We start from the raw sequence: 20,637 nt of genomic DNA, 5'->3' as shown, positions 1-20,637 counted from the left end.
TACCCCGGCTTCCCGCCGTTCATTATCGTAAGGCCAGTTCACCTGCGAGTCTGGCCTTATGAAACGTTACTCAACTGCTCTGTTATTCGGTCTGCTGTCACTCACCAGCCAACTGGCTCATGCCGATATTGTTGATGATGCTATTGGCAACATTCAGCAGGCGATCAACGATGCCTATAACCCCGGCAGCAGCCGCAGCAATGACGACGACGATCGTTATGACCGCAGTCGCCAAATCGACAGTCGACAATACGACGATCGTCGTCGGCAGCTTGAAGACAGACGCCGTCGTTTAGATGAACGTCAGCGTCAGCTGGATGACGATCGCCGTCGGTTAGAAGAGGATGAGCGCAGGTTAGAAGACGATTACGATCGAGGCTAAGTGCGGCCTGTTGCCCTCTCCCACGGGAGAGGGAGAAAACCTAATCCAGCACCAGCACCATCCCGTCATAGCCCGCTTCTATGCCCTGCGGCAGTGGGTTATCCATCATCCACACGTCAAACTGATGGTTGACGTGCGTCAGGATCACCTGCGGGCAGCCAATCTCCTCGTTTAACGCAATCACGGTATTTAAGTCGCAATGGTTTCGCGGCGTTTCCTCGCGCGGTTCATGGCTGCAGTCGATAATTATTGCCTGCGGCTGGCTGTTGAGCAGGAACTTCACCGTTTTTTCCGGCAATCCGGCGGTGTCGGAAAGCCAGGCCACGCGGCTGTGGGCCGATTCCAGCAAATACCCGAAGGTCAGTTTTGAATGGTTGAGCGGCAGCGGCGTGACCCGCATTCCCTGAAGCTCAAACATCACAAACGGTTCGACCGTGTGGCTGAAATCCAGAATGCCGGGGTGTTTAAACAGGTCGTCGCATCCCGCTTCGTCCGGCGGACCGTACACCGGGATCGTCGCCCCCACGCCCCAGCGCAGGGGGAAAAGCCCCTGAACGTGATCCATATGGTAATGGGTGAGCAAAAACTGCTGGAAGCTGCCCGCCGGCCAGTCGTCCATCAGGTGCGGAATACCGGCATCCAGCAGGGTGACGGCATCGTTGAATTTCACCACTGCGCTGCACGGGCGACGGCGATAGTTGTCCTGCAGGCGCGCCCGGCGGCATGCCGCGCAGTCGCAGCCAAAGACCGGCACCAGCTGGGCGCCACCCGTTCCCGTCAACGTGATGGTCAGACTCATAGCGCACCTCTACAGCGGTTTGGTGAATCGGAAATGGCTCTGCGTGTATCCTTCACGAACGTAAAAACGGTGCGCGTCGGTGCGCTTCACGCTGGTGGAAAGTTCGGTCAGCTCCGCGCCGGCCTGTCGCGCCACCTCTTCCGCCCAGGCCAGCAGCTGACTTCCGACCTTTAACCCGCGCGCCTGCGGCATCACCACCAGCTCCTGGATCTCGCCGATCCAGCGCGCGTGATGGAGGTGAAACTGCATATGCAGACCGATCATGCCGATGACCTGTCCCTCTCTCTCCGCAAGCTGGTAGCGCATGTTGCGATCCTGCAGATTGGCAAGAAACCCGGCGTGGAACGCCTGATGATCGAACTCTGCCTGCTTCAGTTCGCAGATCAGGGCATAGACAATCTGCGCATCGTCGGCGGTGGCGGGGCGAAGCTGGCAGTCAGGCATGCTGTTTCTCCTTCTGACGGATAAGCGATAAAAAGGTATCGACTGACTGTAGCAAACTTCCGTCGTTATTGAGGATGTGGCAGTCCGACGGGGCATAGCGGGCCGCGCGCTCAAGCCGCAGATCGATCTCACGGGCTGATTCACGCCCACGACTCTGCAACCGGCTACGCAGAACGTCCGGCGAAACCTGCAGGCAGACCGGCAGCAGAGCCCCCTCATAGCGGGCGCGCGCTTGCGGCAGATGGGCACGCGAGCCGTTAACCAGCACGTCGAAGCCCGCATGCAGCCACAGATCGGTCTCGATGCCGATCCCATAGTAATAACCGTTGGCATGCCAGCTCAGCGCCAGCAGGTTTTGCCCGGCGCGGATAAAAAACTCCTGCTCGCTCAGGGCGATATGATTTTCGCTCCCGGCATTGGCCGCGCGGGTAATATAGCGGTGCGCGACCAGCAGTTGCGGATGTTCCCGCTGCCGTAAGGCGGACAGCAGGCTGTCCTTACCGGAACCCGAGGGCCCCATTAACCAGATGAGCCTTCCCATCAGAACACCCTTTTTCCCTGACGCCAGACGTGGTCGATATGAACGTGCTCGCCCTTGCGGTGGGCCAACACCAGATCCGCGCGTTTACCCTCGGCGATTTCCCCGCGATCCTGAAGATTAAGCGCCGAGGCCGGGTTTTTCGTCACCAGGCGAATCGCCTGCGGCAGCGTGAAGCTGTTGCTCTCGTCGTCGGCCACCCGGAACGCCGCATCCAGCAGGCTGGCGGGGTAGTAGTCGGATGAGAGGATATCCAGCAGACCAAGGGAGGCGAGCTTGCTTGCCGCGACGTTGCCGGAGTGCGATCCGCCGCGCACGATGTTTGGTGCGCCCATCAGCACGTTCATGCCGTGCCTGCGGGAGGCTTCAGCCGCTTCAAACGTGGTGGGAAATTCGGCGATCACGCTGCCAAGCTGGTGGGATTCGCGCACGTGGTCGTGCGTGGCGTCGTCATGGCTGGCCAGCGCGATATTGCGGTCACGACACATCGCGGCAATCCTGAGACGGTTTGGCTGCGACCACTGTGCCGCAAGCGCCAGCTGCTCTTCCTCGTAGCGGGCCATCTCCGCATCGCTGAGAGAATATTTGCCCTGATAGTATTCGCGATACTTTTCAATGTTGGCGAACTGGCGCTGCCCCGGCGAGTGGTCCATCAGGGAGACCAGCGAAACCGGCTCGCGCCCGACCAGCTTTTCAAACAGCGGCAGGGTGGTGTGGTGCGGCAGCTCGCAGCGCAGGTGCAGGCGGTGCTCGGCGCGGTTGAGGCCGCGCTTTTGCGTCTCCTCCACGGCGTTGATCATTTTCTCGAGATTCTCCAGGCGATCGCCGCCGTCGCGCACGTCGCCAATCGCCACCGCGTCCAGCACGGTGGTAATGCCGCTGGCGACCATCAGCGCGTCGTGGCTGCTCATCGCCGAATGGGCGGGCCAGTCCACCTTCGGGCGCGGGGTGAAGAATTTGTCCAGATTATCGGTATGCAGCTCAATCAGCCCCGGCAGCAGCCAGCCGCCTTCGCCGTCCATCGCTTCAGGGGCACGGCTCTGGGTTTCGGCAAAGGCGCGAATAACGCCTTCATGGACTTCAACCGAGCCATCAACGACTTCATTTTCCAGCACCAGCCTGACGTTATTGATAATCATGCGTTTGTCCCCATCGGGTGCAGTCTGTCCGCCACGCGGCTGCGTACGGTTTCGTCGTGGAAGATCCCGACGATCGCTGCCCCGCGCGCTTTGGCCTGTTCGATCAGCTCCACCACGGCGGCGCTGTTTTTATCGTCGAGCGAGGCGGTAGGTTCATCCAGCAGCAGAATCGGGTAGTCGACAATAAAACCGCGGGCGATATTCACGCGCTGCTGCTCGCCGCCGGAAAAAGTCGACGGAGCGAGGTGCCACAGGCGCTCCGGCACGTTGAGGCGCGTCAGCAGGCTGGCGGCTTTGGCGGCGCAGGCTTCGCGCGGTACGCCGAGATCCAGCAGGGGCTGCATCACCACATCCAGGGCGGAGATCCGCGGGATCACCCGCAGGAACTGGCTCACCCAGCCGATCGTCGTGCGGCGCACTTCCAGCACTTTACGCGCGGGGGCCTGCACCAGATCGACCCACTCATCGTTGTGGCGAATGCGGATATGGCCTTCGTCCGGGAGGTAGTTGGCGTACAGGGAGCGCAGCAGGGTGGATTTTCCGCTGCCGGAGTGGCCGTGCAGCACCACGCATTCGCCGCTGTTGACTTCTAACGAGGCGTTTTGCAGCACCGGCAGGCGCACGCCGTTTTGCTGGTGGAGCACAAAGGTCTTACTTACGTTTTCTACGCGGATCATGTTGGCCTCTTAATTCTGCAATACGGACGACACCAGCAGCTGGGTGTACGGATGGTGCGGATCGTCGAGCACCCGGTCGGTGAGCCCACTTTCCACCACCTGGCCCTGCTTCATCACCAGCAGACGGTCCGCCAGCAGGCGCGCAACGCCCAGATCGTGGGTGACAATCACCACCGCAAGGTTCAGCTCCACCACCAGGCCGCGCAGCAGGTCGAGCAGGCGCGCCTGCACGGAGACGTCCAGCCCGCCGGTGGGTTCATCCATAAACACCAGCTTCGGATGGGTGACCAGGTTGCGCGCAATCTGCAGGCGCTGCTGCATCCCGCCGGAGAAGGTTGTCGGCAGGTCGTCGATGCGCGAGGCGGGGATTTCCACATCGATCAGCCAGTGCTGGGCGGTGGCGCGGATGTTGCCGTAGTGGCGCGCGCCGGTGGCCATCAGGCGTTCACCGATGTTGCCCCCGGCGGAGACCTGACGGCGCAGGCCGTCCATCGGGTGCTGATGCACCACGCCCCACTCGGTGCGCAGCAGGCGGCGGCGCTCGGCCTCGCTCATGCCGTACAGCGAAGCGCCCTCATACAAAATGTCGCCTTTCTGCGGCGTCAGGCGCGCGGAGATGGACTTCAGCAGGGTGGTTTTGCCGGAGCCGGACTCGCCGACGATCCCCAGCACTTCGCCCGGCCACAGCTCGAACGACACGTCGCTAAAGCCTTTGCCCGGCGCATACAGGTGAGTCAGGTTATTAACCGAAAGCAGCGGTTTCATTGGCCGTTCGCCTCGCTCTGTTGGCGGCAGTAATCGGTGTCGGAGCAGACAAACATCCGTTTGCCCGTATCGTCCAGCACCACTTCGTCCAGATAGCTGTGTTTGGATCCGCAGATGGCGCACGGCTCGTCCCACTCCTGCACCGTAAACGGGTGATCGTCGAAATCGAGACTCTCCACCCGGGTGTAAGGCGGGACGGCGTAGATGCGTTTTTCGCGCCCGGCGCCGAACAGCTGCAGGGCGGGCATCATGTCCATCTTCGGGTTATCGAATTTCGGGATTGGCGACGGGTCCATCACGTAGCGCCCGTTCACCTTCACCGGGTAGGCGTAGGTGGTGGCGATATGGCCGAAGCGGGCGATGTCTTCATAGAGTTTGACCTGCATGACGCCGTACTCTTCCAGCGCGTGCATGGTGCGGGTTTCCGTTTCGCGCGGCTCGATAAAGCGCAGCGGCTCCGGGATCGGCACCTGGAAAATTAAAATCTGATCTTCAGTGAGCGGGGTTTCGGGGATGCGGTGACGGGTCTGGATCAGCGTCGCGTCTTCGGTTTTTTCGGTCGTCGTGACGCCGGTGACGCGCTGGAAGAAGCTGCGGATCGACACGGCGTTGGTGGTGTCGTCGGCGCCCTGGTCGATGACCTTCAGCACGTCCGACTCGCCGATCACGCTGGCGGTGATCTGAATACCGCCCGTGCCCCAGCCGTAGGGCATCGGCATTTCGCGGCCGCCGAACGGCACCTGATAGCCCGGTATGGCCACCGCTTTGAGGATGGCGCGGCGGATCATGCGTTTGGTTTGCTCATCCAGATAGGCAAAGTTGTAGCCGCTTAAGTTAGCCATTATTTCGCTCCCGTTGCAGGCGTTTCAGCAGTTCCAGTTCGGCCTGGAAATCGACGTAGTGCGGCAGCTTGAGGTGCGAGACGAAGCCAGCGGCCTCAACGTTATCCGCGTGGGCCAGCACAAACTCTTCGTCCTGCGCCGGGCCTGCAACGTGCTCGCCGTGGTCCGGTGCCTGCAGGGCGCGGTCGACCAGCGCCATTGCCATGGCCTTGCGCTCGCCGAGGCCGAATACCAGCCCGTAGCCGCGGGTAAAGTGCGGGTCTTCGTCTTTCGGGGCGACGAAACCGTTCACCATTTCACACTCGGTCATTAACAGTTCGCCGACGTTCACCGCAAAACCCAACTCTTCCGGTACGATTTCAATGTCGATATAGCCGCTGCGAATTTCGGCCGCAAACGGGTGGTTGCGCCCGTAGCCGCGCTGGGTGGAGTAGGCCAGCGCCAGCAGATAGCCTTCATCGCCGCGCATCAGCTGCTGCAGGCGGGACGAGCGCGAGCACGGGTAAACCGGCGGCGTGCGGGTGATGTCATCCGGCTGCGCGCCTGAATCTTCTTCCGTCTTCGCCAGGCCCTGTCTCGCCAGCAGGCTGAAGACGTGCGGAGACGGTTCCTGTTCGGCGTCGGAGGTGCTCAGCTGCGGCGATTCGCCGTTCGCCAGCAGGGTGAAATCCAGCAGGCGGTGGGTGTAGTCGTAGGTGGGGCCAAGCAGCTGGCCGCCGGGAACGTCTTTATAAACGGCAGAAATGCGGCGTTCCAGGCGCATCTCCGCCGTATTCACCGGCTCGCTGACCGCCAGTCTGGCAAGCGTGGTGCGGTAGGCGCGCAGCAGGAAGATGGCTTCCACGTTGTCGCCGCTGGCCTGCTTCAGGGCCAGCGCCGCCAGCTCGCGGTCGGCGATGCCGCCCTCGGTCATCACGCGGTCGACGGCGAGGTTTAACTGCTGTTCAATCTGGGCGACGCTCAGCTCGGGAAGCCGTTCATCGCCCCGTCGTCTGTGCGCCTGTAGCGCATGGGCGGCGGCGATGGCCTTCTCGCCCCCTTTGACGGCAACGTACATCAGCACACCTCCACGTGGGTGGTCCGCGGGATTGCCAGCAGGCGCTCGCCGCAGGTCAGGATCAGGTCAATGCCCAGCGGGAACGGGTGCGGGCGCTCGGTCAGCTCGTGAATGATGCACTCCGGCAGCTGCGGCGCGACCATGCGCTCGTCGGCGATGCCTGCTCCCGTCAGGCGCAGCATGCGGCCGCCGCTCAGGCTGGTGACCTGCAAAATCAGCGTGGCGCTGGTTTCCGGGGCGACGGCGCTGCCTTCGCTCAGGGCGTTCAATTGCTCATGGCTGATTTGCTCATCGGCCACGGCAAAAACCGCCTGCTGGGGCTGATCGACCAGCGGAGCGCTGGTGTGAAAACGCAGGTTCTGGCTGGCGATATCGTTCGACAGCGCGCCCGAGAGCCACACCGGGGTGTCGTTGTCGGCCAGCGTCAGCAGCACGCTGGTGGTCGCCAGGTTCAGCGGCAGCCAGCCCTGAGAGAGCTGGTGCAGCGAGACGATCACGCCCGGCTCGCTCATCGCTTTCAGCAGGCGACGAAAACTGTGTTGGGCATCCTGGACGGCCAGGGTAAAAGCAGGTTGAAGCGTCATGCGTTGTCTCCGCGAACGAGCGTAAAGAAGTCGACCCGGCTGGTGTTCACTTCGGCCTGACGTGCGGCAATGCGCGCGGCGCGGTCGGCTTCCAGCGGGGCAATAAGGGTTTCCATTAACGTCTGGAAATAGGGTTGTTCCTGTAAAAGCGCGTCGATCACCGCGCAGCGCTCGGCGTGCGCTTTGTCGCGCCCCAGCACGTAGCTGTAGCCCAGCGTGCCGCTGTTCAGGCGGATCGCCGCGCGGGTGAGGGTGGCGTCTCCGGCGAAAAAGCGTTCTCCGGTGCCGCCCATGCGCGCCTGGATCTGAACGAGGCCGATCTCCGGGGCGCGAAGGGTGTCGTAGTCTGGCGTCAGGCTGAGCGCGTTCATGCGGGCAGCCAGCGCAGCAGGCTGGCTGTGGGCCAGCACGCGCATCCAGCGCTGTCGGGTGGCGGTATCGAAGTGCATTCAGTGCTCCATGGTGAATTCGATCATGTCGGCGCGGGTCAGGCTGACGGAGTATTCCGTTGCGTTGATCTCGCCGTCACGGTGGTTGAGGGTGCGCACGCAGAGCAGCGGGGCCATATTGGGGATTTCGAGCACCTTGCTCTCTTTCGCCTGCGCGCGACGGGCGCTTATGCGCGTCTGGGTGCGCTTGAGGGCGATGCCCGTGGCATCCTGAAGAAAGTCGTGCAGGGAACCGCTGGTAAAGTTTTGCAGTACGGGCCAGAGGGCCAGGTCCGCGAAGTAGTGGTCAATCTGGCACACCGCCACGCCGTTGACCCGGCGCAGCGTGCGCAGGTGAATGACGTCGTCGCCCTCCTGAATGCCCAGCGCGTCCGCCACGTGGCTGGAGGCCGGACGCAGCACCGAGAGCAGCTTTTCGCTGGTCGGGTGGCTGCCCTGATCCAGCAGGTTCTGGCTAAAGCGCGCCTGGGCGTTAAGCGGGTAGTCGAACGGGCGCATCAGCACCAGCACGCCCACGCCCTGACGGCGCTGGACCCAGCCGCGCTCGACCAGCTGGTCAATGGCGCGACGCAGGGTGTGGCGGTTCACCTCATAGCGGTCGGCAAGCTGCTGCTCGGCGGGCAGGTAGTCCCCGCAGCGGTAGTGCGTACGCAGCTCCACTTCGAGCTTTGCCGCAATCTCTTGCCAGCGGGTGGGATAACTGGTCGGATGTCTGGATAAGTGCATAGAAAACAAAGCCTCGCTTCTCAGATGAAGTGCTTACGCAAACGTTGAGAGAGGAAATCCAGCAGGCTGACGGTGACGATGATGAGCACCATCAGGGCGCAGGTTTGCTGGAACTGGAAACCGCGAATCGCTTCCCACAGGGTGACGCCAATCCCGCCTGCGCCCACCATGCCGACCACGGTGGCGGAGCGGACGTTGGACTCAAAGCGGTACAGGGAGTAGGAGATCAGGAGCGGCATAACCTGCGGCAGGACGCCGTACAGGATCTCTTCGATTTTGTTGGCGCCCGTTGCGCGGATGCCTTCCACCGGGCCGGGCTCGATGGCTTCGACCGCTTCGGAGAGCAGCTTGGAGAGCACGCCGGTGGTGTGGATGAACAGCGCCATCACGCCGGCGAACGGACCCAGGCCAACGGCGACCACGAACAGCATCGCAAAGACCATTTCATTGATGGCGCGACAGGCGTCCATCAGGCGACGCATCGGCTGGTATACCCACCACGGCACGATGTTTTCGGCGCTCATCAGGCCAAACGGAATGGAGAGAACGACGGCAAGGGCGGTGCCCCAGACGGCGATTTGCAGGGTGACCGCCATTTCGCTGAGGTAATCCTGCCACTGGCTGAAGTCCGGCGGGAAGAAGTCGGCGGCGAAAGTCGCCATGTTGCCCGCGTCTTTGAAGAGCAGCAGCGGATCCATCTCCGCGCCCTTCCAGGATATAACCAGCACCGCCAGCAGGATGGCCCAGCTTATGAGCGAGAACCAGCTGCGCTTCGGCGGTGGGAGGGTGATGGTTTGCATGTTGGCTCCTTTGGGTTTAGTCCCCTCTCCCTTGAGGGAGAGTGTAGGGTGAGGGGGAAATGTGCGCGCTGATGCCCTCACCCCGGCCCTCTCCCACGGGGAGAGGGATAAAGGCACTACTGCACCGCTTTATTCACGCTCGTCATCGCACCGAGCGCGGCGGTCAGGCGGTCGAGATCTTCCAGCTGGGCCTCAATTGCGGCCACTTTGCTGGTCTTCTCCTCGTCCTTCAGCCCTTTGTTGTCCTTCACGCCCTGCATCTCTTTAAACAGCGCCAGCTGGCGAATCGGGACCAGCTGCAGGTCGCTTGACGGGCGGAACGGTGCCCAGCCCAGGCGCGTCAGGACCGCTTTCTCTTCCGGCGTTTTGCCATAGGTCATGAAGAAGTCGTACACCTTGTCCTTGGTGCTCTCGGAGAGGTTTTTACGCCAGACGATCGGGTCGCCGGGGATCAGCGGCGATTTCCAGATGACCTTGATCTCTTTCAGCTTGTCCGGCGCGGAAGTTTTCAGCTTGTCGAGGTTCTCGGTGTTGTTGGTAGCAACGTCCACCTGCTTGTTGGCCACGGCCAGGGCGTTGGTTTCGTGGCTGGCGTTCACCGTGCGTTTGAAGTCGCTGGCGGAGGCGTTGTTTTTGGCGAAGACGTAGTAGCCAGGGACAAGGTAGCCGGAGGTCGAGTTCGGGTCGCCGTTGCCGAAGGTCAGCTCTTTGCGTTTGGCGAGCATGTCGTTGAGGTTGTTGATCGGGCTGTCTTTATTCACGATCAGCACGCTCCAGTAGCCCGGGGAGCCATCTGCCGCGACGGTCTGGGCAAAGACCTGGCCGTTCGCGCGGTCCACCGCTTCCATGGCGGAGAGGTTGCCGTACCAGGCGATGTCCACTTTATTAAAGCGCATCCCCTGGATGATGCCCGCGTAGTCCGGGGCGAAGAAGGCATTCACTTTGATCCCCAGCTTAGTTTCCATATCTTTCAGGAACGGTTCCCACTGAGGCTTCAGGTTCTGCTGTGATTCCGTCGAAATAATGCCGAAGTTCAGCGCTTTTTCCTGCTCTTGTGCATACGCCGGGCTTAACAGGGTGCTGAGGCTGAACATGCTGGTAAAGGCCAGCGCGGCAACGGCTTTGTAGCTCATGTACTTTCCTCGGATCGGGTTTAATTAAGCAGCCTGCGCGTTCTCTTCGACGCGGTTAATGCTGCGGTAGAGATGGTCAAAACGTTCGTTATCAAACTGATGGCTCGCGCCATCAAAGAACACATGTCCCTGACGCAGGGCGACAATGCGTTCGCAGTAGCGCAGGGCGTAATCCACCTGATGCAGCGTGACCACCACGGTGATGCCGTCGTTCTGGTTAATGTCGCGCAGGGTTTCCATCACGATGCGGGCGGACTCCGGGTCCAGCGAGGCAATGGGTTCGTCAGCGAGAATGATTTGCGCTTTCTGCATCAGCGCGCGCGCAATCGCCACGCGCTGCTGTTGTCCACCGGACAGGGTGGAGACGCGCTGGTGGGCAAAATGCGCCATGCCGACGCGGGTCAGGGCCTGCAAGGCTTCCTGCTTCTGCGAAGGAGAGAACCAGCGCAGACAGGTGCGCCAGAACGGGGTGCTGCCGAGCGCGCCAATCAGCACGTTTTCAAGCACCGTCAGGCGGTTCACCAGGTTGAACTGCTGGAAGATGTAGCCCGTCTGGGCGCGGCTCTTGCGGATATCGCTGGCGAGACGCCCCGCTCGCTGCACGGTATTGCCCAGCAGCTCGACGTGGCTTTCCGGCGTTTTATCGCAGGTGATAAGGCCGCTTAAATGACGCAGAAGGGTGGATTTACCGGAACCGGATGGCCCCAGCAGCGCCACCATTTCGCCCTGCTGGACGGTCAGATCAACGGCATGCAGAGCCTTATTGTGATGGAAGGTCTTGCTCAGTTTCTCGACGCGGATGACGGTTTGCATGTGCTGGGCCTCACGATAAATGTGGCCTCATGCTGGCGCATCAATGTGACATTTGGGTTAAGTCTGGGTTGCGGGAGTTTGAAGAGTTGAAGTGAAAGCGATGACAGTCACCGTAGGCCCGGTCAGCGCAGCGCCACCGGGCGCTGTTGCCGGCTGCGCTGCGCTTATCCGGCCTAAGACGTTTGCTGCTGCTTAACGACGTTAATCATCCACGGCACGCCGTATTTATCGGTGACTTTACCGAAACCGTGTGCCCAGAAGGTTTCCTGCCAGGCCATATCGATATTCCCGCCCGCGGCGAGGTTGTCGAACCAGCGTTTGCCTTCATTAACGTCCTGGGTGTCGAGAACCAGCGTGAAGCCCGCGTACTGCGCGTTGCTGCCCGGAGGCATCCCGTCGCTCATCATGATATCGCTGCCCGCAATGCGGACGTTGGAGTGAGCGATAGCCGAATCCGGAAATTGCATACCGGACGGACAGCCTTCTTCGCTGTTATCGCTTTTTGGCATTTCGCCGAAGGTGATTTTATAGAGAAGCTCTGCGCCGATGGCTTGCTGGTAGAAGGAAGTGGCTTCTGCACAGTTGCCGGCAAAAGAGATGTAGGGACTTAACGGCATAATCTTTACCTCACGTAAGAAAAGCCCGTTAAGTGTAGTTCCCGAAAACCCGGTAAGCGAAGCGCCACCGGGCGGGTAAATCAGTTCTTTTTCACGAACTCTGATTTCAGCTTCATCGGACCGAAGCCGTCAATTTTGCAGTCGATATTATGATCGCCTTCAACCAGACGGATATTCTTCACTTTGGTGCCGATCTTCAGCATGGAAGAACTGCCTTTCACTTTCAGATCTTTAATCACGGTTACGCTGTCGCCGTCCGCCAGCAAATTGCCGTTCGCATCTTTTACGACAAGTGCATCAGCATCATGTGATGGTTCGGCATCGTTCCATTCGTGAGCGCATTCCGGGCAGATGAACATGCCATTATCTTCATAGGTGTATTCAGAATTGCATTTTGGGCAGTGTGGGAGTGACATATCGGTATCCTCAAAAAGTGTAAACGCGCTGGAAAGTGCCAGCTAAATGACGGCAGCGTGCCGAAAAAGGCGGCAAGTATAGCGCAAATCCACACGTTTGTCGGTGACATTGTGAATTAAAAAAATGCAAAAAGCGTATCGGGAGTGACACTTCCTGTCAGTCAGTTAAGCGATGCTTACCTCATTAACACGTTGGGAAGAAATGACGCTAAATATATCGAATATTTTATTGCAGCAAATTGCTACGCTCCTTCATTTCGGATAAGGTGAAGCGACACATTGTTATTTATCTCCTGACTTCGCTGCCATCCATATCTTTTGGCAGGGGCGTATTACCTCTCTTTTTAGGTGGGTAAATAATGATGATATATCCTGAAGTTTCTTAAAATTGGGCTACGCTTTTTTCCTTTGGCCGTCAGGCCAGGAGGGGAGCTATACACGCCATGCAAGGATAGCGAATTATTTCTGATTATCATCAATCAGTTATATTTCGGCGGACATGTTTTCCACACGTGATCATATAAGCCTGAACAACATAATTAATACCAGTGGCTTAATAAAAGTAATAAATTTGCGTTAAGGAAAGGCTTTTATCATGCACACACAGACCATTTTTGAATTAAGCCAGGAAGCTGAGCGTTTGTTACAGCTCGCCCGGCAAAACCTTGATACGTTGAAATCAATGCCGACTGCGATGCTGGAGAGCACCGCGGCTGCTATTACGGGTGAAAAGAACAACGTTTTACCTTTGCATTTTAGTGCGCGCGGTGTCGAAGCGCAGCAGGCGATGCTGAATAATGAATTACGAAAAATAACCCGGCTGGAAATGGTCCTGGCTATTGTGGGCACAATGAAAGCGGGGAAATCGACCACCATTAATGCGATTGTGGGGACCGAAGTGTTGCCGAACCGCAATCGTCCGATGACGGCGCTTCCTACTCTGATTCGCCACACGCCGGGTCAGAAGGAGCCGGTGCTGCATTTCTCACATGCCTCGCCCATTGATGAATTGATCCAACTGCTCCAGAAAAAGCTATGCGATTACGATCGAGGAAAGCTCGCTCAGCATCTGGAAATTGATAAAGACATGAATACGCTGCTGGAGCGCATTGAAAAAGGAGAGGCTTTTGAGAAGCATCACCTGGGCGCGCAGCCGATATTTCATTGTCTGAAAAGCCTCAACGACCTGGTAAGACTTTCCCAGGCGTTAGGGGTGGATTTTCCGTTCTCTGAGTATGCGGCTATCGAACATATTCCGGTGATTGAAGTGGAGTTCGTGCATCTTGCGGGTCTGGATGCTCACCTCGGACAGCTGACGCTGCTCGATACGCCCGGGCCGAATGAGGCCGGACAGCCGCATCTGCAAAAAATGCTCAGCGAGCAGTTGTCCCGCGCGTCGGCGGTGCTGGCCGTGATGGATTATACCCAGCTTAAATCCATCTCTGATGAAGAAGTCCGCCAGGCCATTTCCGCGGCGGGAAAATCCGTGCCGCTGTATGCGCTGGTCAATAAATTCGATCAGAAAGATCGCAATAGCGACGATGAAGAGCAGATCCGGGCGATGATCTCCGGCACCTTAATGAAAGGCAATATTTCGCCAGGCCAGATCTACCCCGTTTCGTCTATGTGGGCCTATCTGGCTAACCGCGCTCGCTACGAGATGAGTACCCACGGACAACTGCCGGATCATCAGGAGCAACCCTGGGTGCAGGATTTTGCCGAAGCGGCGCTTGGACGTCGCTGGCGCACGGCGGACCTGGACGATATCGACCATATTCGTCATGCTGCCGATTTACTCTGGGAAGATTCGCTTTTCGAACAACCGATACGCAAACTGATTTACGCCGCCTACGCCAATGCCTCGCTTTACGCGCTGCGTTCGGCCTCGCATAAGCTGCTTAACTACGCACAAAATGCCCGGGAGTACCTCGACTTCCGCTATCAGGGACTGACGGTTGCCTTTGAGGCGCTGGAACTGAATATCGCACGTCTGGAAGAGGACATGGCGCTTCTCCAGACGCGTCAGAGCGTGGTGAGCGATGAGGTGAAACATGAAGTTGAGGAGGCGCTGAACGCTACAGCGGACTTTATGGGAGCGCAAAAAACCGCGCTTACCCAGGCGATTGGCGAGGTGTTCAGCGCTCAGCATATTCTTGATTTGGCAGGCATCGATCGGCAGAACCCTCACGGTGACGAGCTGAAGCAGCTGGTTCTGGACGATGAAGGGCAGGCGCAGATCGCGCTGAGTAAAATCCGCTCCTCCTGCGAATTGGTGATGCTGGATGCACAGACGAAAATCTGCCGGGAGCTGGCGTTACGCTTCGACCAGCTTGAATCTACGCTGGCGCGTTCCCTGAACGAAGCCATGCGCCCCATCGAAACGCGTATTAAAGAGCATCTGAGCCATGCAGGTTTCCAGGCGCGCATCAGTTTCCCGGCGTTTCAGGCTCACCAGCTCAACTTCAATACGCGGGCGCTGTTTAATGATGCGATAGCGCAGGATGACAGCCAGGCTGGCCCGTCATCAGGCGGGAGCAGCATGCGAGAAACTGTCTCTCGCTGGCTCAATAATCCGGGCTGGGGCTGGGATGAGTATGTGGAAACGCGCACGCGCTATGTTATCGATATTGCGCAGCTACATGACAAATTTAAGCAACATATTGAGCTGTTTTGTGAACAAATACGTAAAGCTTTGTCCGCTCAGGTCGATGTCTCTGTTACGGCAGGAATGGCGACGTTCTTTGCAGAATTCTCGCTGTGCCTGACCGGGTTACAGGAAAGCTTGCGTGATAGCCTCGCAGTGCGTCAACAGAATGAGCATTCAACCCGAGCGCTCTGCCAGCTGTTGAAGCAAAGCATTACGACTGCGACGTGGATACAGGAAGATACCCGACTGTTACGCGATGATATTCAAACTCTATTCGCGGCAGAGCAACCATGACAACACCACTACTGGACGGCCCCGGGCGAACGCTGGAGTGTATTAATCCAAAATTTATGGTCGATCTGGTTCAGGGAGTGGACGCGGCGCGTCATCCTCACCTGGGACCACAACAGCTTCAGTTTCGTGAGCGTTTGACTCAGGAAATCATGACGCATACCCGGCTGCGCCCCTGGGCGATGGCGGGTATGCTCAATGAAAATGCAGCGCTGCGCCTGGGGCTGGCGGAAAAACTGGCCGGCATGCTTGACCCGGGTCATCTCGCGCTGACTCTGATGGCAGAGAAACTGATTGCTTTGCGCCAGCAGACGCACACGCGCGCCCAGCAGTCTCCCGGTCTGATGCAGCAGTACGCTGAACTCGCTTCTCATTTTACCCAACGCGCCGCCTGGAAAGAGAAGGCGCTAACCCAGCGCGGGCTCACGGTGCAGGCGGGCGAGCACAGCGAGCAGATTTTTACCCGCTGGCGGGCCGGGCATTATGATGGCTGGTCGATGGCAGGGCGCTGTTTTATCGTCCTGGAAGAGCTGCGCTGGGGGGCATTTGGTGACGCATGCCGCCTCGCGAATGAAGATGTGGCGGCAATGCTTAAGGATAACCTGCGCAGCATGGCGGCTAACTATCTGGCGCAGGGCATCAATGCGTCCCCCACGACCCGCCATTTCTATCACCAGTGGCTGACAACGCCGGCCTCTCCGGGTTTAATTGATCATAAAGACATGCTGGGCTGGCTGGGGGACTGGTGTCAGGCGGATCAACATCCGGTGAGCTGGTCAGTGACGCAAAACTGGCAGACCGTCGCGCTGGGCATGCCGAGACTCTGTTCGGCAAAACGGCTGGTGGACGGGATGGTAGAAGAGATTTTTGGGTAAATCTCTCCCCCTCTCCCCGTTGGGAGAGGGAACGGCGCGGTGTGTTAATGATTCATTTCTATCGGCTTCGGTTCAGGCAGGGTCTCTTGCATATTCCCGTAGCGTTTCGCATACAGCGCCGTGATGATGGGGACCAGAATCGCGGTGACGATCACACTCGCGGCAACCAGCGCCGTCGCTGAAGCGGCGACCGGTTCGAAGGCCGGGTTAATTTGGGCGATAATCACCGGGTTTGCAACAGCAGCCCCCGCGGCTGAAGAGGCGGCGACGCCGGCCGTGCCGTTTCCTCCTCCGATGACGCGGTCGGCAATAATCAGCGGAATACCGGTGATGACGATCACGGCGACACCCAGCACAATGCCCAGCAGGCCGGTATCGAGAATGACCTTCAGGTTGATGGTGTTCCCCAGTGCGAAACCGAAGAACGGGATCAGCACCGGCGTGGCTTTGCTGAAAAAATCACGCAGATCGCGGTCGAGATTGCCAAGGGCGAAACCGACCAGGAAGGGCAGGATCGCGCCGACAAAGTGGTGGGGTTCAAACGAGGCCAGGCCAGCAGACCCCAGAATCAGCATCGTCATCAATGGGCCGGACTCCAGAGACATCAACACAAATGCGCCGGACTCTTCTTTCGTTCCGTACTGGTTCATCAGGCTGGCGTACAATCCGCCGTTGGTCATATCCATCGCCGAGACAATCGCCAGGACCGATAAACCCGCGAAGAACCCAGTCTGAATTCCATTCTCCGGAATGAACATCGCGCATATCATTGCCACCGCCCAGGCTACCGCTATTTTGGTGATCACCAGCGTTCCGGATTTCCGTAATACTGTCCCCGTTGCCCGTAAATTAATGGATGCGCCGATACAAAAAAACCAGACGGCAAGAATGGGAACCGTGCCTGTTATCATGCCTTTTGTGAAACCGCCAAAATAAGCTCCGGTATTGGGAGCAAGGGTATTCAGGATCGCGCCCAGTACCAGCGGAACCAGCATCATGCCGCCGGGTATACGTTCTATCGTGGCTTTAATCTTCATAGACAAACCTCACATCGGATCCCGCAGTACGGGGGATAAGTGTTATAAATTAGTCAATAAATTCAATTGATTGCTCGTATTGCTTGCGGTGTTTTTTCGAAAGCCCTGCAACAAAATTAAATGCGTGCTCTCAATTAACCTTTTCCTGAAACACGTAAAACGCTGAATTCGGATTTATGATGCGATCATTGGAATATTGATTCAATGAAAATAAAACATCGTTTTAGTTATCTTTATCACATATTGAATGTAAAACCTGAAGCCGGTTCCTGTTGATGAAAATTTATGTAAACCTGATGTGAATTAACGTGGTTTGTTTTTCTGTTACGAAAGAAATAATGACGTGCGGGAGGATGTTCTTCAGGTGGGGTAAGGAAGTACTTATTGGCACTCCTTGACAAAAATTTGCCTGAGTTGACCAGACACGAAAATATGTGTGAAGTTGATCACAAATATAAACGCTGGTAGGGTAAAAAGGTCATTAACTGCCCAGGCAGGCGTCAACAGGTTCGGTTGTATCGACGTAAACCGTCAATGTAAGTAAACCTGCTACGCTTGAATAAGGCGATTCGCATGGAGCGGATCCCATGGTTCACAGAACGCTAACTGAACTGTGAAACAGACAGGGCCGAGTCAACGAGGATAGCTATGCTAAGAAGGAAAAAGATTAAACCCATCACACTTCGCGACGTCACCATCATTGATGACGCAAAGCTGCGTAAAGCCATTACCGCAGCCTCGCTCGGTAATGCGATGGAATGGTTCGATTTTGGTGTCTACGGCTTTGTGGCCTATGCGTTAGGTAAAGTGTTTTTCCCCGGGGCCGATCCCAGCCTGCAGATGATTGCCGCACTGGGTACGTTCTCCGTTCCCTTCCTGATTCGCCCGCTGGGCGGTCTGTTCTTCGGTATGCTCGGCGATAAATATGGTCGTCAGAAGATCCTGGCCATCACCATCGTCATTATGTCGATCAGCACATTCTGTATCGGCCTTATACCGTCTTACGCCACCATCGGCATTTGGGCACCCATTCTCCTGCTGATTTGTAAGATGGCCCAAGGCTTCTCCGTAGGCGGTGAATATACCGGTGCCTCGATCTTCGTCGCCGAGTATTCCCCGGACCGTAAGCGCGGATTTATGGGGAGCTGGCTGGACTTCGGCTCGATTGCCGGGTTTGTCATGGGCGCAGGCGTCGTGGTGTTGATTTCAACCGTGGTGGGTGAAGATAACTTCCTCGACTGGGGCTGGCGTATCCCGTTCTTCCTGGCATTGCCGCTGGGGATAATTGGTCTCTACCTGCGTCATGCGCTGGAAGAGACGCCTGCCTTCCAGCAGCACGTCGATAAACTTGAGCAGGGTGACCGCGAAGGGCTGCAGGATGGTCCGAAGGTGTCGTTTAAAGAGATTGCCACTAAGCACTGGCGCAGCCTGCTGACCTGTATTGGTCTGGTGATTTCGACCAACGTGACCTACTACATGCTCTTGACCTACATGCCGAGCTACCTGTCGCATAACCTGCACTACTCGGAAGATCACGGTGTGCTGATTATTATCGCCATCATGGTGGGTATGCTGTTTGTGCAGCCGATTATGGGCCTGTTGAGCGACCGTTTTGGTCGTCGACCGTTCATTATCCTGGGAAGCGTTGCGCTGTTTGCTCTGGCAATTCCGGCATTCATTCTGATTAACAGTGATGTGCTGGGGCTGATTTTTGCCGGTCTGCTGATGCTGGCGGTGATCCTTAACTGCTTTATCGGGGTGATGGCCTCAACGTTGCCCGCGATGTTCCCGACGCACATTCGCTACAGCGCGCTGGCCGCGGCCTTTAACATCTCGGTGCTGATTGCCGGTCTGACCCCGACGCTTGCCGCCTCGCTGGTCGAGAGCACGCAGAACCTGATGATGCCGGCTTATTACCTGATGGTGATTGCGGTGATTGGTTTGATTACCGGTCTTACCATGAAGGAGACGGCGAATCGTCCTCTGAAAGGCGCAACGCCTGCGGCGTCTGACATCCAGGAAGCGAAAGAGATCCTGCGCGAGCACTATGATAACGTAGAGCAGAAGATTGAGGATATTGACGCAGAGATTGAAGAGCTGCAGAAAAAACGCTCCCGACTGGTGGACCAGCATCCACGCATCAACGAGTAATAAAGAAACCCGCCAACGGCGGGTTTTCTTTTATTAGCATCCGGCAGCGATGTAGTCGCCATTGGCGCTGACGGGGATCACCGTCAGGAACAGCACCGTCGCAAACAGGATCAGGACTATCCCTCCGGCTATTTTGACTGCCGGTACCAGCCATCTCAATGAGGCGCTTTCTCCGAACCAGGTCACCGTGCGCTCGCGGGCGTAACGTACAGCCAGGGAAAGCCCCACAATAGAAAGTGCGGTGCCCAAAGACATGGTCATGACCGCGGCCACCCCCCAGGTGACAATGCCCAGCGCGTTCGAAAACATCAGAATCATGATCGCCCCGCTGCACGGACGTGCGCCAATCGCCAGAATGACGCCCAGGCGCGTTTTCCAGTCGCCCTGCGTCAGATCTGCCCCCACGCCGTGGTGGCCGCAGCCACAGTGTTCATCATGCTGATGAAGCGGCTTGATGGCGGAGATAGTCATCCTGCGCGGGCGCAGGCTCTTCAGCGCCTGATAAATGACAAAAGCACCGAATGCGCCAATAAGCACAGCGCTTATCTTCTCCACGTACCAGCGGCTGGTACTGATATCCCCGGAGGCGAGGTTAAACCCCACCGCCAGAATAAAGACAAACAGAATGGCGCTGACGCCCTGCATCAGGCTACCCAGGAAGGGGACGACCCGGGCGGCCAGCTCGCTTTCCTTATTGGTGGTCAGATAGGTCGTCACGATGAATTTTCCGTGTCCGGGTCCGATGGCGTGAAGGACACCATAAAGGAAAGCCCCCGTTAACAGCCATAATCCGCCGCTGTACTGGTGGTTATTAAGCTGCAGCAGATACATCACCAGATAGCGGTGCAGCGTAATTTGCGTGGCTAGACACCACTGGATAAAGGCGTTCCAGTGCGCATGCAGGGTAAAACCCGCAAAGAGGATTGCCAGCAGCATCAAACCTGCGGTAGGGAGACGCCAGTCGCGGGCGAGGCGTTGTGTGGTCATGAGGGGGGCCTGCACAGAGGAAATTATTTGCCGCTAGTATAGTTGATCTTCCCGCTCAATTCGTAGGATCGCATCGCGATCCACTCATGATTGTGGATAACTTTGTGCATAAAATGGTATAAGGCGGGGTTTTGCTGTGGAATGCAGCAGTCAGTTATTTTTCTGACATTTAGCGGTTGCGGCCTGCTGAGAACTCCCTATAATGCGCCTCCATCGACACGGCGGATGTGAATCACTTCACAAACAACGCGGTCGGTTGAAGAGAAAAAATCCTGAAATAACGGGTTGACTCTGAAAGAGGAAAGCGTAATATACGCCACCTCGCAACGGTGAGCGAAAGCCGCGTTGCACTGCTCTTTAACAATTTATCAGACAATCTGTGTGGGCACTCAAAGTGACATGGATTCTTAATGTCTTCGGACAATAAATGAATACCAAGTCTCTGAGTGAACATACGTAATTCATTAC

At 57.6% G+C, this 20,637-nt stretch carries 22 protein-coding genes; 4 read left to right on the top strand and 18 right to left on the bottom strand.

Annotation, left to right across the window (positions count from 1 at the left end; genetic code table 11):
* The first annotated feature begins 58 nt into the window (after window positions 1-58).
* Window positions 59-382: a DDRRRQL repeat protein YjdP gene (gene yjdP, locus ACZ6J2_RS19170; protein ID WP_039262386.1), complete on the top strand. Its 324-nt coding sequence runs from the start codon at window positions 59-61 to the stop codon at window positions 380-382.
* Window positions 383-422: 40 nt separating this feature from the next.
* On the opposite strand, the gene phnP is transcribed toward yjdP, so the two are convergent.
* The 16 genes from phnP to ACZ6J2_RS19090 all read right to left on the bottom strand — a co-directional run bounded on the left by phnP (window position 423) and on the right by ACZ6J2_RS19090 (window position 12,181).
* Window positions 423-1,181, bottom strand: coding sequence for a phosphonate metabolism protein PhnP (gene phnP / locus ACZ6J2_RS19165; protein ID WP_471726450.1), 759 nt, complete (start codon window positions 1,179-1,181; stop codon window positions 423-425).
* A 9-nt stretch (window positions 1,182-1,190) separates the two neighbouring features.
* Window positions 1,191-1,625 (bottom strand): aminoalkylphosphonate N-acetyltransferase, encoded by a 435-nt coding sequence (gene phnO, locus ACZ6J2_RS19160; RefSeq protein WP_023310082.1) that lies wholly within the window; start codon window positions 1,623-1,625, stop codon window positions 1,191-1,193.
* Window positions 1,618-2,169, bottom strand: coding sequence for a ribose 1,5-bisphosphokinase (phnN, locus tag ACZ6J2_RS19155; RefSeq protein ID WP_471726489.1), 552 nt, complete (start codon window positions 2,167-2,169; stop codon window positions 1,618-1,620). The genes phnO and phnN overlap by 8 nt, the downstream gene beginning before the upstream one ends.
* A complete protein-coding gene (gene phnM, locus ACZ6J2_RS19150) occupies window positions 2,166-3,302 on the bottom strand; it encodes an alpha-D-ribose 1-methylphosphonate 5-triphosphate diphosphatase (RefSeq protein ID WP_181594226.1) in 1,137 nt (378 codons plus the stop codon). The genes phnN and phnM overlap by 4 nt, the downstream gene beginning before the upstream one ends.
* Window positions 3,299-3,979: a phosphonate C-P lyase system protein PhnL gene (gene phnL, locus ACZ6J2_RS19145; RefSeq protein ID WP_471726449.1), complete on the bottom strand. Its 681-nt coding sequence runs from the start codon at window positions 3,977-3,979 to the stop codon at window positions 3,299-3,301. Before phnL ends, phnM begins: the two co-directional genes overlap by 4 nt.
* A 9-nt stretch (window positions 3,980-3,988) precedes the next feature.
* Entirely contained in the window at window positions 3,989-4,744 is a 756-nt protein-coding gene (phnK, locus tag ACZ6J2_RS19140) for a phosphonate C-P lyase system protein PhnK (RefSeq protein ID WP_223535213.1), read from the bottom strand.
* Window positions 4,741-5,586, bottom strand: a complete 846-nt coding sequence (gene phnJ / locus ACZ6J2_RS19135) for an alpha-D-ribose 1-methylphosphonate 5-phosphate C-P-lyase PhnJ (RefSeq protein WP_471726448.1) — start codon at window positions 5,584-5,586, stop codon at window positions 4,741-4,743. The genes phnK and phnJ overlap by 4 nt, the downstream gene beginning before the upstream one ends.
* Entirely contained in the window at window positions 5,579-6,643 is a 1,065-nt protein-coding gene (locus ACZ6J2_RS19130) for a carbon-phosphorus lyase complex subunit (RefSeq protein WP_471726447.1), read from the bottom strand. The genes phnJ and ACZ6J2_RS19130 overlap by 8 nt, the downstream gene beginning before the upstream one ends.
* Window positions 6,643-7,227, bottom strand: coding sequence for a phosphonate C-P lyase system protein PhnH (phnH, locus tag ACZ6J2_RS19125; protein WP_471726446.1), 585 nt, complete (start codon window positions 7,225-7,227; stop codon window positions 6,643-6,645). The genes ACZ6J2_RS19130 and phnH overlap by 1 nt, the downstream gene beginning before the upstream one ends.
* A complete protein-coding gene (gene phnG / locus ACZ6J2_RS19120) occupies window positions 7,224-7,676 on the bottom strand; it encodes a phosphonate C-P lyase system protein PhnG (protein WP_033144437.1) in 453 nt (150 codons plus the stop codon). The genes phnH and phnG overlap by 4 nt, the downstream gene beginning before the upstream one ends.
* The gene (phnF, locus tag ACZ6J2_RS19115) at window positions 7,677-8,402 is read right to left on the bottom strand and encodes a phosphonate metabolism transcriptional regulator PhnF (protein ID WP_471726445.1); all 726 of its coding nucleotides are present in this window, start codon (window positions 8,400-8,402) and stop codon (window positions 7,677-7,679) included.
* Between the two features lie 20 nt (window positions 8,403-8,422).
* Window positions 8,423-9,202 carry a phosphonate ABC transporter, permease protein PhnE gene (gene phnE / locus ACZ6J2_RS19110; protein WP_023334213.1) on the bottom strand — a complete coding sequence of 260 codons (780 nt, stop codon included), beginning with the start codon at window positions 9,200-9,202 and terminating at the stop codon, window positions 8,423-8,425.
* Between the two features lie 116 nt (window positions 9,203-9,318).
* Window positions 9,319-10,335: a phosphonate ABC transporter substrate-binding protein gene (phnD, locus tag ACZ6J2_RS19105; RefSeq protein ID WP_471726444.1), complete on the bottom strand. Its 1,017-nt coding sequence runs from the start codon at window positions 10,333-10,335 to the stop codon at window positions 9,319-9,321.
* A gap of 24 nt (window positions 10,336-10,359) precedes the next feature.
* Window positions 10,360-11,148 (bottom strand): phosphonate ABC transporter ATP-binding protein, encoded by a 789-nt coding sequence (phnC, locus tag ACZ6J2_RS19100; RefSeq protein WP_033144439.1) that lies wholly within the window; start codon window positions 11,146-11,148, stop codon window positions 10,360-10,362.
* 173 nt (window positions 11,149-11,321) lie between these two features.
* On the bottom strand, window positions 11,322-11,765 hold the full coding sequence (yjdN, locus tag ACZ6J2_RS19095; RefSeq protein ID WP_471726443.1) for a VOC family metalloprotein YjdN: 444 nt from the start codon (window positions 11,763-11,765) through the stop codon (window positions 11,322-11,324).
* Between the two features lie 80 nt (window positions 11,766-11,845).
* A complete protein-coding gene (locus ACZ6J2_RS19090) occupies window positions 11,846-12,181 on the bottom strand; it encodes a zinc ribbon domain-containing protein YjdM (RefSeq protein WP_023310096.1) in 336 nt (111 codons plus the stop codon).
* Between the two features lie 595 nt (window positions 12,182-12,776).
* On the opposite strand from ACZ6J2_RS19090, the gene crfC reads away from it, so the two are divergent.
* Together crfC and ACZ6J2_RS19080 are read left to right on the top strand one after the other, a co-directional pair.
* Complete coding sequence (gene crfC, locus ACZ6J2_RS19085) at window positions 12,777-15,122, top strand: clamp-binding protein CrfC (protein ID WP_471726442.1); 2,346 nt, start codon at window positions 12,777-12,779, stop codon at window positions 15,120-15,122.
* A complete protein-coding gene (locus ACZ6J2_RS19080; RefSeq protein WP_471726441.1) occupies window positions 15,119-15,994 on the top strand; it encodes a diguanylate cyclase regulator RdcB family protein in 876 nt (291 codons plus the stop codon). Before crfC ends, ACZ6J2_RS19080 begins: the two co-directional genes overlap by 4 nt.
* 44 nt (window positions 15,995-16,038) lie before the next feature.
* Here the strand turns inward: ACZ6J2_RS19080 and kdgT are convergent, their stop codons facing one another.
* Window positions 16,039-17,031: a 2-keto-3-deoxygluconate transporter gene (gene kdgT, locus ACZ6J2_RS19075; RefSeq protein ID WP_033144443.1), complete on the bottom strand. Its 993-nt coding sequence runs from the start codon at window positions 17,029-17,031 to the stop codon at window positions 16,039-16,041.
* A 648-nt stretch (window positions 17,032-17,679) separates the two neighbouring features.
* On the opposite strand from kdgT, the gene proP reads away from it, so the two are divergent.
* On the top strand, window positions 17,680-19,182 hold the full coding sequence (gene proP, locus ACZ6J2_RS19070; RefSeq protein ID WP_047653062.1) for a glycine betaine/L-proline transporter ProP: 1,503 nt from the start codon (window positions 17,680-17,682) through the stop codon (window positions 19,180-19,182).
* Window positions 19,183-19,215: 33 nt separating this feature from the next.
* Here the strand turns inward: proP and ACZ6J2_RS19065 are convergent, their stop codons facing one another.
* The gene (locus ACZ6J2_RS19065; RefSeq protein WP_211438767.1) at window positions 19,216-20,169 is read right to left on the bottom strand and encodes a nickel/cobalt transporter; all 954 of its coding nucleotides are present in this window, start codon (window positions 20,167-20,169) and stop codon (window positions 19,216-19,218) included.
* Window positions 20,170-20,637: the final 468 nt, after the last annotated feature.

It is taken from the genome of Enterobacter sp. E14S (assembly GCF_055666685.1).
This window is presented reverse-complemented; position numbering and strand designations above follow the sequence as displayed.

What these genes read in the sequence shown, in the direction of transcription:
- yjdN (WP_471726443.1), bottom strand. Translation starts at nt 11,765, where the DNA reads ATGCCGTTAAGTCCCTACATCTCTTTTGCCGGCAACTGTGCAGAAGCC.
- phnF (WP_471726445.1), bottom strand. Translation starts at nt 8,402, where the DNA reads ATGCACTTATCCAGACATCCGACCAGTTATCCCACCCGCTGGCAAGAG.
- kdgT (WP_033144443.1), bottom strand. Translation starts at nt 17,031, where the DNA reads ATGAAGATTAAAGCCACGATAGAACGTATACCCGGCGGCATGATGCTG.
- proP (WP_047653062.1), top strand. Translation starts at nt 17,680, where the DNA reads ATGCTAAGAAGGAAAAAGATTAAACCCATCACACTTCGCGACGTCACC.
- phnM (WP_181594226.1), bottom strand. Translation starts at nt 3,302, where the DNA reads ATGATTATCAATAACGTCAGGCTGGTGCTGGAAAATGAAGTCGTTGAT.
- phnE (WP_023334213.1), bottom strand. Translation starts at nt 9,202, where the DNA reads ATGCAAACCATCACCCTCCCACCGCCGAAGCGCAGCTGGTTCTCGCTC.
- phnP (WP_471726450.1), bottom strand. Translation starts at nt 1,181, where the DNA reads ATGAGTCTGACCATCACGTTGACGGGAACGGGTGGCGCCCAGCTGGTG.
- yjdP (WP_039262386.1), top strand. Translation starts at nt 59, where the DNA reads ATGAAACGTTACTCAACTGCTCTGTTATTCGGTCTGCTGTCACTCACC.
- ACZ6J2_RS19080 (WP_471726441.1), top strand. Translation starts at nt 15,119, where the DNA reads ATGACAACACCACTACTGGACGGCCCCGGGCGAACGCTGGAGTGTATT.
- phnL (WP_471726449.1), bottom strand. Translation starts at nt 3,979, where the DNA reads ATGATCCGCGTAGAAAACGTAAGTAAGACCTTTGTGCTCCACCAGCAA.
- ACZ6J2_RS19090 (WP_023310096.1), bottom strand. Translation starts at nt 12,181, where the DNA reads ATGTCACTCCCACACTGCCCAAAATGCAATTCTGAATACACCTATGAA.
- phnJ (WP_471726448.1), bottom strand. Translation starts at nt 5,586, where the DNA reads ATGGCTAACTTAAGCGGCTACAACTTTGCCTATCTGGATGAGCAAACC.
- phnH (WP_471726446.1), bottom strand. Translation starts at nt 7,227, where the DNA reads ATGACGCTTCAACCTGCTTTTACCCTGGCCGTCCAGGATGCCCAACAC.
- crfC (WP_471726442.1), top strand. Translation starts at nt 12,777, where the DNA reads ATGCACACACAGACCATTTTTGAATTAAGCCAGGAAGCTGAGCGTTTG.
- phnO (WP_023310082.1), bottom strand. Translation starts at nt 1,625, where the DNA reads ATGCCTGACTGCCAGCTTCGCCCCGCCACCGCCGACGATGCGCAGATT.
- phnG (WP_033144437.1), bottom strand. Translation starts at nt 7,676, where the DNA reads ATGCACTTCGATACCGCCACCCGACAGCGCTGGATGCGCGTGCTGGCC.
- phnD (WP_471726444.1), bottom strand. Translation starts at nt 10,335, where the DNA reads ATGAGCTACAAAGCCGTTGCCGCGCTGGCCTTTACCAGCATGTTCAGC.
- ACZ6J2_RS19130 (WP_471726447.1), bottom strand. Translation starts at nt 6,643, where the DNA reads ATGTACGTTGCCGTCAAAGGGGGCGAGAAGGCCATCGCCGCCGCCCAT.
- phnC (WP_033144439.1), bottom strand. Translation starts at nt 11,148, where the DNA reads ATGCAAACCGTCATCCGCGTCGAGAAACTGAGCAAGACCTTCCATCAC.
- ACZ6J2_RS19065 (WP_211438767.1), bottom strand. Translation starts at nt 20,169, where the DNA reads ATGACCACACAACGCCTCGCCCGCGACTGGCGTCTCCCTACCGCAGGT.
- phnK (WP_223535213.1), bottom strand. Translation starts at nt 4,744, where the DNA reads ATGAAACCGCTGCTTTCGGTTAATAACCTGACTCACCTGTATGCGCCG.